Annotated in this window: 15 protein-coding genes; 12 read left to right on the top strand and 3 right to left on the bottom strand. The window is 44.8% G+C overall.

What is annotated here, in order from left to right; all coding sequences use genetic code 11:
- Window positions 1–66: 66 nt before the first annotated feature.
- The 3 genes from AKG39_RS03055 to AKG39_RS03045 all read left to right on the top strand — a co-directional run bounded on the left by AKG39_RS03055 (window position 67) and on the right by AKG39_RS03045 (window position 2,913).
- The gene (locus AKG39_RS03055; RefSeq protein WP_050738882.1) at window positions 67–1,200 is read left to right on the top strand and encodes a YcjF family protein; all 1,134 of its coding nucleotides are present in this window, start codon (window positions 67–69) and stop codon (window positions 1,198–1,200) included.
- The gene (locus tag AKG39_RS03050) at window positions 1,145–2,320 is read left to right on the top strand and encodes a GTPase (RefSeq protein ID WP_160316140.1); all 1,176 of its coding nucleotides are present in this window, start codon (window positions 1,145–1,147) and stop codon (window positions 2,318–2,320) included. Before AKG39_RS03055 ends, AKG39_RS03050 begins: the two co-directional genes overlap by 56 nt.
- Window positions 2,321–2,469: 149 nt before the next feature.
- Entirely contained in the window at window positions 2,470–2,913 is a 444-nt protein-coding gene (locus AKG39_RS03045) for a flavodoxin domain-containing protein (protein ID WP_201780239.1), read from the top strand.
- Window positions 2,914–3,065: 152 nt separating this feature from the next.
- On the opposite strand, the gene AKG39_RS03040 is transcribed toward AKG39_RS03045, so the two are convergent.
- The 3 genes from AKG39_RS03040 to AKG39_RS03030 form a co-directional block, all read right to left on the bottom strand.
- A complete protein-coding gene (locus tag AKG39_RS03040) occupies window positions 3,066–4,334 on the bottom strand; it encodes an ammonium transporter (protein WP_083439390.1) in 1,269 nt (422 codons plus the stop codon).
- A gap of 145 nt (window positions 4,335–4,479) precedes the next feature.
- Window positions 4,480–4,818, bottom strand: coding sequence for a P-II family nitrogen regulator (locus AKG39_RS03035; protein WP_050738880.1), 339 nt, complete (start codon window positions 4,816–4,818; stop codon window positions 4,480–4,482).
- 75 nt (window positions 4,819–4,893) lie between these two features.
- On the bottom strand, window positions 4,894–6,999 hold the full coding sequence (locus AKG39_RS03030) for a glutamine synthetase III family protein (protein WP_050738879.1): 2,106 nt from the start codon (window positions 6,997–6,999) through the stop codon (window positions 4,894–4,896).
- A 303-nt stretch (window positions 7,000–7,302) separates the two neighbouring features.
- Here AKG39_RS03030 and AKG39_RS03025 point away from each other — a divergent pair, with 303 nt between their 5' ends.
- The 9 genes from AKG39_RS03025 to AKG39_RS02985 all read left to right on the top strand — a co-directional run bounded on the left by AKG39_RS03025 (window position 7,303) and on the right by AKG39_RS02985 (window position 16,659).
- On the top strand, window positions 7,303–7,629 hold the full coding sequence (locus tag AKG39_RS03025) for a hypothetical protein (RefSeq protein WP_242852541.1): 327 nt from the start codon (window positions 7,303–7,305) through the stop codon (window positions 7,627–7,629).
- 58 nt (window positions 7,630–7,687) lie between these two features.
- Window positions 7,688–9,034, top strand: coding sequence for a HEAT repeat domain-containing protein (locus AKG39_RS03020; protein ID WP_050738878.1), 1,347 nt, complete (start codon window positions 7,688–7,690; stop codon window positions 9,032–9,034).
- A gap of 436 nt (window positions 9,035–9,470) precedes the next feature.
- Entirely contained in the window at window positions 9,471–10,565 is a 1,095-nt protein-coding gene (locus AKG39_RS03015) for a class II glutamine amidotransferase (protein ID WP_050738877.1), read from the top strand.
- Window positions 10,566–10,754: 189 nt separating this feature from the next.
- Window positions 10,755–12,260, top strand: coding sequence for a glutamate synthase-related protein (locus AKG39_RS03010; RefSeq protein ID WP_050738876.1), 1,506 nt, complete (start codon window positions 10,755–10,757; stop codon window positions 12,258–12,260).
- 29 nt (window positions 12,261–12,289) lie between these two features.
- On the top strand, window positions 12,290–12,742 hold the full coding sequence (locus AKG39_RS03005; RefSeq protein WP_050738875.1) for a 4Fe-4S dicluster domain-containing protein: 453 nt from the start codon (window positions 12,290–12,292) through the stop codon (window positions 12,740–12,742).
- Window positions 12,742–13,992: an NAD(P)/FAD-dependent oxidoreductase gene (locus AKG39_RS03000; protein ID WP_050738874.1), complete on the top strand. Its 1,251-nt coding sequence runs from the start codon at window positions 12,742–12,744 to the stop codon at window positions 13,990–13,992. The genes AKG39_RS03005 and AKG39_RS03000 overlap by 1 nt, the downstream gene beginning before the upstream one ends.
- A gap of 16 nt (window positions 13,993–14,008) precedes the next feature.
- Entirely contained in the window at window positions 14,009–14,731 is a 723-nt protein-coding gene (locus tag AKG39_RS02995) for a GltB/FmdC/FwdC-like GXGXG domain-containing protein (RefSeq protein WP_050738873.1), read from the top strand.
- 18 nt (window positions 14,732–14,749) lie between these two features.
- Window positions 14,750–16,039, top strand: a complete 1,290-nt coding sequence (locus AKG39_RS02990; protein WP_050738872.1) for a glutamine synthetase family protein — start codon at window positions 14,750–14,752, stop codon at window positions 16,037–16,039.
- A 44-nt stretch (window positions 16,040–16,083) separates the two neighbouring features.
- On the top strand, window positions 16,084–16,659 hold the full coding sequence (locus tag AKG39_RS02985; RefSeq protein ID WP_050738871.1) for an ANTAR domain-containing response regulator: 576 nt from the start codon (window positions 16,084–16,086) through the stop codon (window positions 16,657–16,659).
- Window positions 16,660–16,709: the final 50 nt, after the last annotated feature.

Genomic DNA, 16,709 nt, shown 5'->3' with positions numbered 1-16,709 from the left:
GGACAAGCCGCAAAAGGTTGTGGATAGTCAGACTAAATTAAGTAAAAAACGAGAAAGAGGGAACCGATGAAAGAATATCGACCCGACGATTTTGATTTTAATAAAGCCCTTGGAGAAATTAAACAGGGGATTGCCAAACCAAATATTCTCATCTGCGGTGCCACCGGGGCCGGAAAAAGTTCGGTGGTAAACTATGTGTTTGGTGAAGATCTTGCCAAAACCGGCGATGGCATTCCGGTGACTCGGGGCATAACAAAGTACCAGCGGGATGATTCCGGGGTGGTGCTCTACGATACCGAAGGGTATGAAATCGGAACGGAGAAAGTCTCCCACTATAAAACCCAGGTGGAAAACTGGATTAATCAGGCCAAAAGTATGGATCTCAAGAACCAGATCCATGAGGTGTGGTATTGTATTTCCGGCGGCAATAAACGGGTTACCGATATGGACATCGACGTGATTAAAAGTCTGGTGTCAAAAAAGGTGCCGTTGGCAGTGGTGTTGACGCAAATTGACAACCTCGATGAAGAGGAACTGACTGCCATGGAAGAGGCCATTGTTCATTATTGCGACGTGCCGTTTTTTAGAACCTGTGTCTCCCAGGATCTAGAAGTGCTGAGCGCCCTAAAGGATTATCTCCAGTGGGAGGCCCTTATTGCCTGGGCCATCGATCAGCTGGATGAATCCTTAAGGGAAGGCTTTATCGGGGCCCTGCAGGGGAACCTGACAACCAAGCGGGGGCTGATTAATCATAAAATCATTCCCCTTTATACCAGCGCCGCAGCCGGCATTGCCCTGACACCCATTCCTTTTTCCGATGCGGCCCTGTTGGTGCCGGTTCAAATAAAGATGGCCCTGCATATTATGAAAACCTATGGTTTAGATCAGACCCTGGGAAACTTGTCATCCCTGGTGGGCTCGGTGGTGGTATCCGAATCCGGTCGCTTACTGGCCCAAACCCTGAGTGCCAATCTGTTAAAACTGATCCCCGGTGTGGGAACCGCCATCGGAACCGGCGTCAACACCGCCGTGGCATCCAGTTTTACCGCCGCCATGGGCTATGCCATCTCGGAGATTTGTTTTCGCTGTGCCAAAGCTGTTTTTGAAGATGGTAAGGAAATTGTTTTTTCCGAATATTTCAACAGTGAAAACATTGCCAGCCTTATGGGGGAATGGTTCAGGGTTTCCAAAAATGGATAAGAAATGTGAAACCAATGTCCTGATCCTCGGTAAAACCGGAGTTGGTAAAACATCTTTGTTTAATTATATCTTTGGGGCTGATCTTTTAAAAACCGGGGCCGGACGCCCGGTCACGGGCATGGGTCTGTTTGAGGAAACGGTTGCCCTAAATGAAAACCTGACCCTTCATCTTTATGATTCCTGGGGGTTGGAAGCCGACAAATCACAAACCTGGAAATCCCTTATTAATGAAGCGCTGGAAGAGCATAATGTCCGGGAAATAAAAGAGTGGTTTCACACCATTATCTATTGTCTATCAGCCAAATCCGCACGGGTTGAAGCCTTTGACCTGGAAATGATCAGGACCCTGGCAAAGGATGGCAATCCGGTGATGGTGGTGCTGACTCATTGTGATGTAATGAATGTTAAGTCATCCATTACAGCAATGCGGGAGGTTCTCTGTGCCCAGGGTAATGTGACCCAGCAGGACATTGTGGAAGTGTCCAGCCATTCAAAAACCCTGTTGGGGGGAAAGCAGACAAGGCCCTTTGGGAAAGAAAAAATTATTCATCGGATCAAGGTAAATCTGCTGGGGTCCATTTCCAGTAAGATGCCGCAACTGCTTGAGAATTTTGGGTCGAAGAAAATAGAAAAATGGCACAAGAATTGTTCGGAAATCGTTGAGAAAAATGTGCGGCTGTTAAACCCTTCCTCAGTGAAAAAAGAAGAAAAACGCAACGAACTATTTGATCTCTATGCTCAGGACATTTTTAAAGAAATAGAAAGTGAATCCGATGCTCTCTTCAATGAAGCCTATGATTATTACAATGTGTTTAGCGATCAATTTTTGGGGTACTCAATAATACAGGTTCGGAAACAGGAAAAGCTATCGAAGATCACTCATTTTCAAATGAAAAAAAGCGCTAAAATCACAGCAGCAGTAGCCGGAACGATTTTCATTTGCATTCCGGTGGTGGGCTTATTGGGAAAATATGCCATCAGGGAGCGTATCCGGGCATACTATAAAGAAGGCCTCGGGCACAACCGGGAGTTGCTTTATCACCACCTGGAAATCTGTGTTCAAATACTCACCAAGGAATTAAATCATATCAATGACGAACTCATGCAGGATGAACAATGAATCAAGCCCGATAATGTCAGGTTTAAATAACAATTAAGAAAATGCGACTTAAAAGAATAAAACAGGATTTATGGGGTAGCTGCAAACTGGCCGCGAAGCGCAAATCACTTTCGCAATTGCCTATGCATAAACAGAAGAGGAGAGACAAAATGGAAAATAAACTGTTGGATAAAATTGGAGTAATTTATTGGAGCGATCGTGAAAGTACAGAAATTATGGCGGAAAAAATTTCCAATGGAATTGATGAGGCCGGAAGTCGGGCGATTCTTTTGAATGTTGCGGATTTTGACCCGAAAACAATAAATACCTACGCAAAAATTGTGCTGGGCTGTCCGGCAATGGAGGGCGAGGCACTTGAAAAAACCGAGTTTGAGCCATTCTTCAGGGCAATATCAGACCAATTAAAAGGAAAAAAAGTCGCCCTTTTCGGTTCCCACGGATGGGGAAATGCCGAATGGATGGCAGATTGGGAAAAACGTGTCAATGATTTAGGCGCGATTCTTTATGATCGCGGCCTCACCGTTCTGGGCGAACCCGACAAAGAAAGCCGCCGCCGCTGCGTCGAATTCGGAAAAGAATTCGCAGAATTTTAAAACAAAAGCGTGTCGCAATATAAAATTGCGGCACGCTTTTTGACTGTCAACAATCCTAACATCATTTGTCGGCATCATGGCGAACAGGCATAGTTTGTACGAATTGCAGCCGACAACGATTTACCATTGACCCCGGGGCGATTTTGTCAGGTCTAGTTCATGCGGCTTACAAAGTCAGAGTAAGCTTCAATACCATGTTCGTGAACGTCCAGTCCTTCAATTTCGACAATCTTGTCAACACGAAGTCCCATTGTTTTCTTAAGAATAAAGAAGAGGATAAACGCAACACTTACAGTCCAGGCGGCAACAGATAGAACACCAATGGCTTGGACACCGAGAACGGCAAGTCCGCCGCCGTAGAATAATCCGAGAATGGCATCTTCAGTTCCCGGCAGGTAGTTGGCAAAAAGACCAACCAGCAGAGTACCGGTCACACCACAGAAGCAATGAACACCAATGGCCCCAACAGGATCATCAATTCGAAGCTTTTGATCGATGAAAGGAATACCGAAGGTAATCACAACACCGGCAATGATACCGATGAGGATCGCGCCCCAGAGAGTAACCACCAGACATCCGGCAGTGATGGCAACCAGACCGCCAAGCACACCATTAAGAGTCATTGAAATATCAGGTTTCTGGTAGCGAATCCAGGTTAAAAACATAACGGTTAATCCACCGGCAGCTGCGGCAAGATTGGTAGTCATGGCAATGTGGCCAATATCAAGATTAACAGTTAAGGTGCTACCGGCGTTAAAACCAAACCAGGCAAACCACAGAATGAAAACACCCAGAGCACCTAAGGTTAGGCTATGGCCGGGAATGGCATTGGCTTTACCGTCTTTGTTGTATTTGCCAATACGAGGACCAACCATGATCGCGCCAACCAGCGCGGTCCAGCCACCAACCGAGTGAACGACGGTAGAACCGGCAAAATCAATGAAACCCATTGAGCCAAGGAAACCGCCGCCCCATACCCAATGGCCGACAACCGGATAAATAATCAGACTGACAAAGGCCGAAATCAAACAATAAACACTGAATTTGGTACGACCGGCAACGGCACCGGAAACGATGGTTGCTGCGGTTGCGGCGAATACGGTTTGAAAAAAGATGAACAGTTCAGGGGTAACCGCTTCAAAGGCGGAAACATTGGTAAGATTTTCAGGATTGAAGAATCCTGCGGTACCAATTAATCCCATCCAGTCAGGACCGAACATAATCCCAAAGCCGAAGCAAAAGAACAGAATTGAGCCAATCATAAAATCGACAAAGTTTTTCATAATAATATTACCGGCATTTTTAGCTCGCGTAAAGCCGGTTTCAACCATGGCAAATCCTGCCTGCATAAAGAACACAAGGACAGAAGCCAAAAATACCCAAATAATATCCATATATTGTTGCACTGCTATTAATTCCATAAGGACAACCTCTCTTATCATAAATTTGTAGGGTAAAACGACATGAATAATTTTTTGAAAATAAAAAAGACGACCGTTTTTAATGATTCATTAAAAACTATCGCCTTTGACAGTATAAATTATTCAATTGTTTTCACCCTTTTTCCTAAATCGCGTCTTTACCGTGAACCCCTGTTCGTATACGCACCACATCTTCAACATCATAAACGAAAATTTTGCCGCCGCCGATTTCTTCAGTTGTGAGACGATCGGTAATGAGTTTAATAATAATGCCGGCTGTTTCGGCGTCGGTAACTGTTTCAACTTTAAGTTTTGGAAGAAAATTAACGGTATAAGCGGTGCCGCGATAGGATTTTTTATAACCCTTCTGGTTTCCGTAGCCCATAATATTGGTTAGCATCATGCCCTGTACATCACAGGTGTTGAAAATCTCTTTTAATTCCTCGAGTCTTTCAGGCTTAATTATAATTTCTAGCTTTTTCATAAGAACCTCCTTCTTTCAATGGTGATATTTATTTAAAGGGGGAAGGGGCACTGCTGCCCCTTCCCTAACACTTTATTAAACGTAGAACAGAATATCTTCATAAACTGGGAATGGCCAGTATTTTTCAGCTACCATGGTTTCAAGGTCATCAGCGATGACTCGAAGTGCTGTCATGGCGGGGATGACTTCAGTACAGTAATAGTTGGCTTCGTCCTGAGGGGTTTCGCCGTTTTGTGCGCCTTCAAGAATTTCTTCCAGCGAATCAATTGATTTAATGAAATCACCAAAACCTTTGGAAAGTCTTTCGGCAAGCGTTTCTTCGGCAGAGAGATCAATGGAACCGCCGCAAGCCTTTTTAGCCAGCAGTGTATCACAAACCTCTTTTGTATAGGTTACAACCGCAGGAGAAATTTCCCGTTTCGCAAGACTGATCATGGTTAAGGCTTCGATGTTAATGGTTTTGCTGTATTCTTCCAGATGTATTTCGTAACGAGAATCCATTTCAGCTGGAGTGAAAATATTATGTCGTTCAAAAAGTTTAACATTTTTTTCAGAAGTAAAGTGAGACAAAGCTTCCGGTGTTGTTCGTAAATTTGGAAGACCGCGTCGTTTGGCTTCGACTACCCATTCTTCGGTGTAGTTATCGCCATTAAAGACAATGTTTTTGTTTTCTTTAACGGATTTTCGGAGCAATTCAATTAAGGCAGCATCAAAGTCATCAGCTTTTTCCAAAACATCCGCAAATTTACCCAGGACATCCGCAACAATGGTGTTAAGGGTGATGTTAGGTCCAGCAATGGATTGGTTGGATCCCAACATACGATGTTCAAAGCGGTTTCCGGTAAATGCAAAAGGTGATGTTCTGTTTCGATCGGTGGCATCCATGATCAGCTTAGGCAAGGTACTGACGCCCATTTCAAGAACAAGATCTTTAGCTTCTTTAACAGGTTTTCCGGTTTCGATGGATTTAAGTGCGGCCGTCAGCTGCTCACCCAGGAAGATAGAAACAATGGCCGGAGGTGCTTCGTTGGCACCTAAACGGTGATCATTACCGGCGTTGGCAACATTGATTCGAATCATTTCACTATAAGTGTTTACAGCCTCGATGATGGCACAAAGGAAAAGCAAAAATTGCATATTTTCAGCAGGATTGTCGCCAGGGTTTAACAGGTTTTCACCGGTATTGGTGGAAATGGAAAAGTTATTGTGTTTTCCGGATCCGTTTACGCCGGCGAAGGGTTTTTCGTGAAGTAGACAAGCTAAATCATGACGATAGGCAACGCGTTGCATGAATTCCATAATTAATTGGTTATTATCAGTGGCAACATTGGTGTTGGTGAAAATAGGTGCTAACTCATGCTGAGCTGGGGCAACTTCGTTATGGCGGGTTTTAGAAGCGATGCCAAGCATCCAAAGTTCTTTATCAAGGTCTGCCATGTAATTAGATACACGGCCACGGATACGTCCGAAATAATGAGTTTCCATTTCCTGGCCTTTTGGTGGTTTGGCACCAAATAGGGTACGTCCGGTCAGGATTAAGTCCTTACGTTTTTTAAACATTTCTCGTTCGATCAGGAAATATTCCTGTTCCGCACCGGCGGTGGTGGTTACTTTTTTTACATCAGTCTTACCGAAAAGCTTGAGGACCCGAAGAGCATGATGATTCAGGGCTTCCATCGAACGTAACAGTGGTGTTTTTTTATCCAGAACTTCTCCGGAGTACGAACAAAAGATGGTTGGGATACAAAGCGTTGTTCCTTTAATAAAAGCATATGAAGTTGGATCCCAAGCGGTATAGCCACGGGCTTCAAAAGTGGCTCGGAGTCCGCCGGAGGGGAAAGATGAGGCATCGGGTTCGCCCTTAACCAATTCTTTACCGGAGAATTCCATCATTACTTTGCCTTCTTCGGTGGGGTTGATAAACGCATCATGCTTTTCAGCGGTGATTCCGGTCATCGGTTGGAACCAATGGGTGAAATGTGTGGCGCCCTGTTCCAAAGCCCAATCCATCATCGCATTGGCAACAACCTCGGCGACGTTTTCTTCCAACGGCAAATCTTCTTTCATGGTTTTTAACAGGGAAGCATAAATGTGTTTGGGCAATCGCTTTCGCATAACACCGGAATTAAAAACCTTTGATCCGAAAATGTCAGCAACATTTTCTTTTACAATATTTTGCATGTGAATATCCTCCTAAAATTTTAATCATAGAATGTTTCATTAAAACCACTGTGTCTCCATTGACCTCGGGATTAAAATAAAACTTATTTCACCGTTTCCATTGAAATGGAAACGGTAAAGATTAAACAAAAAAAGGTGCTTCAGAAAGGCGTAAAAAACACCCTCAAAAGCACCATTGCTAACTAAAAGATGTGGCTGATGCCACTGATATTTAAGTTAGCCTTATTATAGACTATTGAAAATGTCTTGTAAAGGAATTTTTTTAAATTTTCATCTGTAATGGTTATCAATATGACCGATGGAATGAAAATATTTACAAAAACAGCTACCTACGGTATAATATTTCAAAAACAGGGTATAAATATTGGCATAGAGTTAAATGAAATTAAGGAGGAATTTAAAATGGACGAAAAATTGGATGTTAAGCAAGAAAGGCATGTTGCCATACTTGACGCTTTGCTGGGGGATGCTGACTTAATGATGGCTGTTAACGCAGCGCCAAACTTTGAAGCAGGATATGAGATGGTGGCGGAAAAAGTTCCCGGGCTGACATTGGAAGAATTTACAGCTTCAATGGATTTGTTAAAACAAATGGTTTTAGCTCAAATGGAAAAAACACAAATTCAATAATAAAACAGGTGACGCAAAGCTACTATTGGGTCACCTGTTTTTATGAGGAGATAGGATAATGAAAACCGAACGTATCCATGACATTAAAGTGCAAATGCAAAAAAATCCCATGGAAAAAAGCGTTATCCAATGTTATGTCAACGAATTGCTGCGGGCGAAAAACTGCGAGGGGATAAAGATAATCTTAAATGAAACTTCTCCAAAAGGTCATAACCCGACATTAGTGACGGACGCTCTTTTAGAATCAAAAAATAAGGCGGCAAGAGTACTCTGCAAACATTATCATCGACTCAATGATGAACAGCAAAAAAAGGCCATCCAGATCCTGGGGCAGCTTCAGGCGGAATCAGCCGTTGAATTTCTTAAGGTGATTTTCTCCGGAAACGATAAATGGCTGGCAATGGATGCGGTTCCCGGACTGCAACCCTTTGTTGATAAAGATATGATTCCGATGATTTTTGATGTAATTGCTGATTCGGATTATTATCGGGAGCTAAAAATTGCCTGCGTAGCCTTATTGGTGGATATTGGTCCCGCAGCAGTGCCGGAGCTGATCAGAATTGTTAATGAAAAACCAGGCGTCTGTGCTCTTCATGCGATTCAGGCATTAGGGGAAATCGGCGATCCGGCAGCAACCCCAACATTATGCGAATGTCTGGAAAAAAGCGATGAATATGAGATCCCCAAGATCGCCGAGGCTCTGGGTAAAATAAAAGATCCGGAAGCGACCCTGCCATTGTGTAACGCATTAATGAGCAAAACACCCTGGAAAGATGAAATTCTTGTGGCTTTAGGCAGAATTGGAAATCCTCTGGCAACTCCGATCCTGATTACTTATTTTAATCAGGTGATTGAAGTTCTTGACCGAAACTATTATATGGAAAGTGCATTCTTTTTATTGGAAGTCATGGGAAAAATGAATGATGTTGCCATGATCGAACCACTCACCCGGGTTTTTAAGTATTCTCCGGGAAAATATCGGGTGACGGCTCTGAAATCATTGGAAAATCTGCGAATTCTTGTGGGCGATGCTCCGTTTTTCATCAGTTTATATGAACTGCCTAAAAGCATTCATCAGAATGCCCTTAGCGAATGGTTTCATTTGGAGGATTGCCAGGCAAAGTCAGTTTGCCAAAAACTCCTCATCGGCGAAAGATATATCATTGAAAATGTGGACATTGGGAACAATGACCTGGAGAATAATGCCCTGATCGCTTGTTTATTACTGCCGCTGGGGTTTGAAAAAGAAAGCATGAGCGATGCCATTATGAGAGCCGAAGCCATTAAAAGCATCATCCTTTTTAAAGAGAAAGCCTATGACTGTTTAGCGCCATGGTTTTTAAATAAGGAAATTGCCAATGATATCAGTGAAATTTTAGAACAACTCGAAGAGGGTACCCGTTAAACGGCTTCAAATAGCAGCGTTTATTGATAAAAATGTCCTGGGCACAATGGTAAATCGTTGTCTGCTGCATGATCGTACAGGCGATGCCTGTTTGTCATGATGCAGACAACTGATGTTACGATTGTCCCCAGGACTTACTTTTTTGCTTTTTATTCAGTCAGAACCAATTGATGTTATTAAATGGCGTAAAATAATAATCTGAAATCCTTATCAGTTTAGATTAATAAAAAATAAATTGAATCCTGACCAAAAATATGATTTAATAGTAAGTCAAACAAAGTATATTGTATACATAAAATAAAATATGGACGCAGCAACTAAGAACAATGGGGTTCTATTCTCCTGATTTTATCAGAGGGGTTGGTTCTGTATGTTCTTTTTTAGTTGTATTCTAATAACGTTATGAAGCACTACATGAAAAACACGGAGGAACTATATGTTAAAAAAAGAAGGCGAGATCAGAATACCATCAGGGTGTGCTATTTCAGGAATCATTAATAAAACCGGCGAATGCTCGATTAATGGGAGCAGTATTGTAAAATCCATTGCTCATATGCACGACCGCTCCAACGGTCTCGGAGGAGGCTTTGCCGGTTACGGCATTTACCCGGAATATGCGGATCAATACGCCTTTCATGTTTTCTATGAAGACATGACGGCCAGAGAAGAAACCGAACGGTATTTAGATCGCTATTTTGAGATGGTCAATCTAAGTCGCATACCCACCAGAAAACATCCGAGAATTAAAGACGAACCGCAGATTTGGCGGTACTTTGTAAATCCGATTTTCACCTTGCTCCAGGAAGAACAGGAAGAAATCGACGAAAAACAATTTATTGTGGAAACTGTTTTCCATATTAATACCTTTATAAAAGGCGCCTATATTTTTTCCAGCGGAAAAAATATGGGAGTATTCAAAGCCGTCGGCTTTCCTGAAGATGTTGGGGAATTTTATCGCTTAGAAGAATACGATGCCTATTCATGGACCGCCCATGGCCGTTATCCCACCAATACCCCAGGCTGGTGGGGCGGTGCCCATCCCTTTGCACTGCTGGATTATTCCATTGTTCATAACGGCGAAATTTCTTCCTATGACGCCAACCGACGTTTCATTGAAATGTTTGATTATAAATGCAACCTCCAAACCGACACCGAGGTCATTACCTATATTATCGATTACCTCAATCGGAAGCAGGGACTTAATTATGAGAACATCGCAAAAATTATTGCCGCCCCTTTCTGGGAGGAAATAAAGCGCATGCCAGAGGCTGAAGCCAAACGGATCACGCTATTTCGAAATACCTTTGCCAGTCTTCTGATTACCGGACCTTTTTCCATTATCCTTGGTTTTAATGGTGGTTTCATGGCCCTTAACGATCGCCTCAAGCTACGCTCCATGGTGACCGGAGAAAAAGACAATATTGTTTATATCGCCAGCGAAGAATGCGCGATCCGCGCCATTTGCCCCGACATTGAAAACATCTGGGCCCCCCAGGGCGGCGAACCCATCATTGTAAGAGTAAACAGGTAATTGCGAAACGATTCGGAGCTTCGCTGCCTAGTTTACATAAACAATTTTTCCACTAGGTCGGACAACATTTTCTTGTATTGTTCGCCTATACGTTACAAAATTGTATATGAAAACTGACATCAAAGCAATTTACGTTTAGCTTTTTAAATTAAGTAATTACCTGAAGAATCAATAACTAGGAGGAAATAAATGTCCATTAATTTTATATATCCGGAGTACGAAGTAGTCCGAAATGAAAAACGCTGTATTAAATGCCGGGCTTGTGAACGGCAGTGTGCCAATGAGGTGCATAGCTACGATCAGGAATTTGACTGCATGGAAGCCCAGGAATCCCAATGTGTGGATTGCCAGCGCTGTGTGACTCTGTGCCCGACCAATGCCCTTAAAATAGTGAAAACCAATAATCGCTACCGGGAAAATGCCAACTGGCAGCAGCAAACCATGGAAGAGATCTTTCGCCAGGCCGACACCGGCGGGGTGCTGCTGTCAAGCATGGGCACACCAAAGGATTATCCCAATTACTTTGACAAGATTCTGATCAATGCCAGCCAGGTAACCAACCCGCCCATCGACCCTCTGCGGGAACCCATGGAATCCAAGGTTTTTCTGGGAAAAAAGCTGAATAAGCTGGAGTTTGACGAAAACGACGAACTTTTGTCTGAAATACCCCCACAGATTGAATTGGAAATGCCGATTATGTTTTCGGCAATGTCCTACGGGTCCATCAGTGAAAATGCCCATAAATCCTTGGCCCGGGCAGCCACCGAGCTGGGAATCTGTTATAATACCGGAGAAGGCGGACTGAATCAGGATTTATACCAGTACGGGGCCAACACCATTGTCCAGGTTGCTTCCGGACGTTTTGGGGTTCACAGAGACTACCTGAACGCCGGCGCAGCCATTGAAATCAAAATGGGTCAAGGGGCTAAACCCGGTATTGGCGGTCATCTCCCTGGTAAAAAAATTCAGGAAAAGGTGTCCCGAACCCGGATGATACCGGTGGGCGTCGATGCGATTTCGCCGGCACCACACCATGATATATATTCCATTGAAGATTTAAGGCAGTTGATTTTTTCCCTGAAAGAGGCTACCAACTATAAAAAGCCGGTGATTGTAAAAATTGCCGCGGTTCACAATGTGGCAGCCATTGCCTCCGGAATTGCCCGTTCCGGCGCCGATATTATTTCCATTGATGGCTTCCGCGGCGGCACCGGTGCTGCCCCTACCCGGATCCGGGATAATGTGGGAATCCCCATTGAATTAGCTTTGGCCGCCGTGGATCAGCGGCTCCGGGATGAAAAAATCCGCAATGATGTATCCATCGTCGTCGGTGGAAGTATTAGAAACAGTGCGGATGTGGTGAAAGCCATTGCCCTGGGTGCTGATGCGGTTTATATTGGCACCGCCGCGTTGCTGGCATTGGGTTGTCACCTCTGTCGCACCTGTCACACCGGAAAATGCAACTGGGGCATCGCCACCCAGCGGGAGGATCTGGTCAAACGCCTGAATCCCGATATCGGCTCCAGGCGGTTGGTGAACCTTGTCAGTGCCTGGAACCATGAGATTATGGAAATGATGGGCGGCATGGGGATCAACTCCATCGAAGCCCTCAAGGGTAACCGCCTGATGCTCAGAGGCATTGGTATGTCAGCAAAAGAATTAGAAATTTTCGGCATTGCCCACGCCGGCGAATAATAAACAGTTTAATAAGAAATGGAGTAAATATGAAGCGTGTCTATGTGAACGAAGAGTGGTGCCTTGGCTGCCATCTATGCGAAATTCAATGCGCCTTTGCCAATTCCGGTGAAACGGATATGGTCAAAGCCTTTAATAATAGTGAAAAAAAACCAATTTCAAGAATCACCGTCGAAGACGGTGCAGATGATATTCATTTTGCCGTGTCCTGCCGGCACTGTGACACCCCCTGGTGTGTCAAAGGCTGTATTACCGGGGCTTTGACCGTTAACGATAACGGCGTGGTGCAAATTGACGAGACCCGTTGCGTGGGGTGTCGGACCTGTATTCTGATGTGCCCCTATGGCTGCTTAACCGTGGGACACAATAAAACCCTGTTAAAATGCGAGTTATGTGTTGAAAATGCTGGGGGAGAACCGAGCTGCGTGCAGCGTTGTCCCAACAATGCCATTGTTTTCGAAGACCGGGATGGGGTATTATAATGAAAAAGTATAAATATGTGATTATCGGAAATTCCGCAGCTGCCATCGGCGGTGTTCAGGGCATCCGCAAAGGTGATCTGGAAAATGAGATTTTAATTTTAACCGCCGAACCCTGGCAGACCTATTCACGGCCGCTAATTTCCTACTGGCTCCAGGGCAAGGTAAAACGGGAAAAAATGTATTACCGCGAGCCCTCGTTTTTTACAGAAAACAACTGTCAGGTGCGTTATGCTATTCCGGTCGAAAAAATAAATCCCAAAGAAAAAACCATTAACCTGGCCGATGGCGAAATCATCGGATATAAAAACCTGCTGGTGGCCACGGGATCGGTTCCTTTTGTACCGCCAATGATAGGCTTGCCCGAAAACTTGAATAATACCACCAATATATTCACCTTTACCACCCTGGAAGATGCCATCGGCATCAGAGAAATCCTGACACCAAAGTCAAAGGTCGTGATTCTGGGAGCTGGTTTGATTGGCTTAAAAGCCGCTGAAGCCATGGTGAGCCAAAGCCAGAGCGTCATCGTAGTGGATTTGGCAAACCGGGTGCTGCCCAGTGTACTCCAGGAAAAAAGCAGCGATATTGTAAAAAAACATTTGGAAGCCCAATCCGTGAGCTTCATTTTGGAAACCAGTATCACTGAAATTTTGAAAAAAGACGTACTGCTCAGTGACGGGGAAAAAATTCCCTATGATATCCTGATTCTGGCTGTGGGCACCAAACCCCAGTGCGATCTGGTCCGGGAAGCCGGCGGTGAGATTGGCCGCGGCATTGTTACCGATGACCGGCAGCAAACCAGCCTGAAGAAAGTCTATGCCGCCGGGGATTGTACCCAGAGCCTGGACATGACCTCGGATACTCAGAAAAATCTGGCCATCCTGCCCAACGCTTTCTTGCAGGGTGAAGTTGCTGGCATGAACATGGCGGGAGAAGAAACCTATTATGATCAGGCTTTTCCGCTGAATTCAGTGGGTTTCATGGGGCTTTATATTTTCAGTGCCGGAACCTATGAAGGGGTCGTCTATGAATCGGAAAGTCCCGAAGAGTATAAAAAACTATTCATTAAAGACAATGTGTTAAAAGGGTTTATCATTATCGGCGACTGCATGCGGGGTGGCATTTACACCGATCTGATCCGGGAACAAACAGACTTATCCACAATTGACCTGGAAATGTTGATAAGTTCGCCGCAGATTATGATCTTTAATCAGAACACCCGCAAAGAAAAATTGGCCCAAAGTCATTAAGTCGAAGGAGGAAAAGATGATTATAGAAGGAAAAGATATCTATTTTGCAGATTTGAATAAAGCCATTAAACAGGCGGATGCCAGTGAAGTGACCGTCAACAATATCATTGGCCAGCGTTATATCGGCAGCGGGGTACAGGGCAAAAATCTGATCCTGCACGGCACCCCGGGCAATGCCCTGGGCGCCTACCTGGATAACTGCAATATCACGGTTTACGGCAACGTTCAGGATGCCGTGGGCGATACCATGAATAACGGCGAAATCATTGTTCACGGCAATGGCGGCGATACCCTGGGTTATGCCATGCGCGGCGGCGTTATTTACGTCAAAGGTAATGGCGGCTACCGGGTCGGGATTCATATGAAAGAATATCAGGAAAACAAACCGGTCCTCGTTGTCGGGGGGCGGGTCGGTTCTTTTTTAGGTGAATACCAGGCCGGCGGAATCCTGGTGGTATTGGGACTGGGTGTGGATAACTCCTTCCCCACCGGCAATTATTGTGGCACCGGCATGCACGGCGGGGTGATGTATATTAGAAGTGATGTGCCGCCCCAAAATCCGCTGCCCCATTTACTGATCAGGGAATGCGCCCGGGAAGATCTTACGGAGATCCAACCTTTTATCAAGAACTACTGCAGCTATTTTAATATATTGGAGGCTGATATTTTCAACAAGCCCTTCTATAAAATAACCCCCGGTGGTGGCAATCACTACAACACAATCTATGCACACAATTAATATTAATGGAGGTATAAAATGAGCCTAACTAGAAAAACCATCGAAGCCATGGAATTTATCGAAGAAAATGACGTTAAATTCATTCGGCTTCAGTTTTGTGATCTTGATGGTCAAAACCGTAACATCGCTATTTTAGCGAACCAGATGGAACGCGCTTTGGCCTGTGGGATCCCTTTTGATTCCTCGTCAGTGGCGGGATTTTCCGAATCGAAAAATGCGGATCTGGTTTTATTCCCGGACATGAGTACGATTCAGATTTTACCCTGGCGTCCTCAGCAGGGCAAGGTGGCCCGGATTCTATGTGATATCAGATACCCTGACGGCAGTATTTTCAGAGGTGATAGCCGCAATATTTTAAGGGAAACCATGAAACAGGCAGAAGCGTTGGGTTACCTTTTTAATACCGGGACCGAGTGTGAATTTTATCTGTTCAAACAGGACGAAGATGGGGAACCAACCACTACGCCCAGCGATCAGGCCGGATATTTTGATCTGGCGCCCTTTGATCGCGGCGAAAACACCCGCAGAGAAATTTGCCTGACATTGGAGGACATGGGCTTTGAAATTGAAAGCTCCCGCCATGAAGCCGGCAAGGGCCAGCACGGGATTGATTTTAAATACGATAATGCCCTGTTGTCCGCGGATAATATGATGACCTTTAAGACCGTGGTGAAAACCGTGGCTCAGCGAAATGGTCTCCATGCATCCTTTTTGCCAAAACCGCTGATGGATGAGCCCGGTAGCGGCATGCATGTCAATGCGTCCTTAATCATCGACGGAAAAAATATTTTCGAAACCATTGATGGTGAACTCTCCGAACAAGCCCGGTATTTCATTGCCGGGGTATTAGCCCATATCAAGGGCATCACTGCCATTGCCAATCCGCTGATCAACAGTTACAAGCGTTTTATGGGCAGCCATGAAGCACCAAAAACCATTGGCTGGGGGATCAGCAACCATGCCTCGCTGATTCGGATTCCGGTGGCCGTCGGGCAATATTCCCGCATGGAGCTGCGCAGCCCGGATCCCACCTGTAATCCCTATTTAACCTTTGCGGTTATTTTAGCCGCCGGACTTGAGGGGCTGGCGAAAAAAATGCCCCTGATGGAAGAGGTGAACCTTGAAGCAGAATCCCTTCCGGTAACCCTGGCCGAAGCCATTTGCGCTATGGAAGCCGATGCTCTGATCGCAAGTGTTTTGGGAAACGACCTGAAGCAAAAATACATCGAGCTTAAAAAACAGGAATGGATGGATTACATCAAAACGGTTCATCCCTGGGAAATTGACCGTTACCTTTCTATTTATTAAACCCAACACCAATAAAAACAAAAATAGGGTAGGAGGTGAAGGGGATGAGTAGCGTATTGTTGGTTTGCAAACAAAATGATGTGATTAAGGGGCTGGCTGAAATAGTGCGCCCCATGAATTTTCAATTAATCGATTCGGCTACCTCAGCCGCCGAAGGCCGCCGCAGGCTCCTGGAAGTTGAGTATGATCTGGTCATTGTAAATACCCCGCTGGGTGATGAATTTGGCGTCGATTTTGCCATTGATACCCTTGAAAAAATGACTGTCGGAATGATACTGATTGTCAAAAGCGAGCTTGTCGATCATGTGGAGGAAAAACTTGTGGATACAACGGCCTTTGTGGTGGCAAAGCCCCTAAACCGTCAGCTCCTGGTCCAAAACGTCCGGTTTGTGCTTGCGTCACGGGAGAAAATCCAGCGACTGGAAAACAAAAATACCGAGCTCAAAGAAAAAATTGACGATATGGCGGCAGTCTACCGGGGCAAGCTCTGCTTAATGGGTTACCTCGATATGTCCGAGGCAGAGGCTCATCGCTACATTCAAAAGAAGGCCATGGACACTCGCCAGTCACCACGAAAAGTGGCCGAACAAATCATCAAAACCTATGGGAAAAAGAAATAGAAAAGGGTTCCATAATAAGACTGAGTCTTATTATGGAACCCTTTAGTATG

Source organism: Acetobacterium bakii (genome assembly GCF_001263355.1).
Taxonomy (GTDB): domain Bacteria; phylum Bacillota; class Clostridia; order Eubacteriales; family Eubacteriaceae; genus Acetobacterium; species Acetobacterium bakii.
Note: the sequence above shows the minus strand (reverse complement) of the source record. Positions and strands in the feature narration are given on the sequence as shown.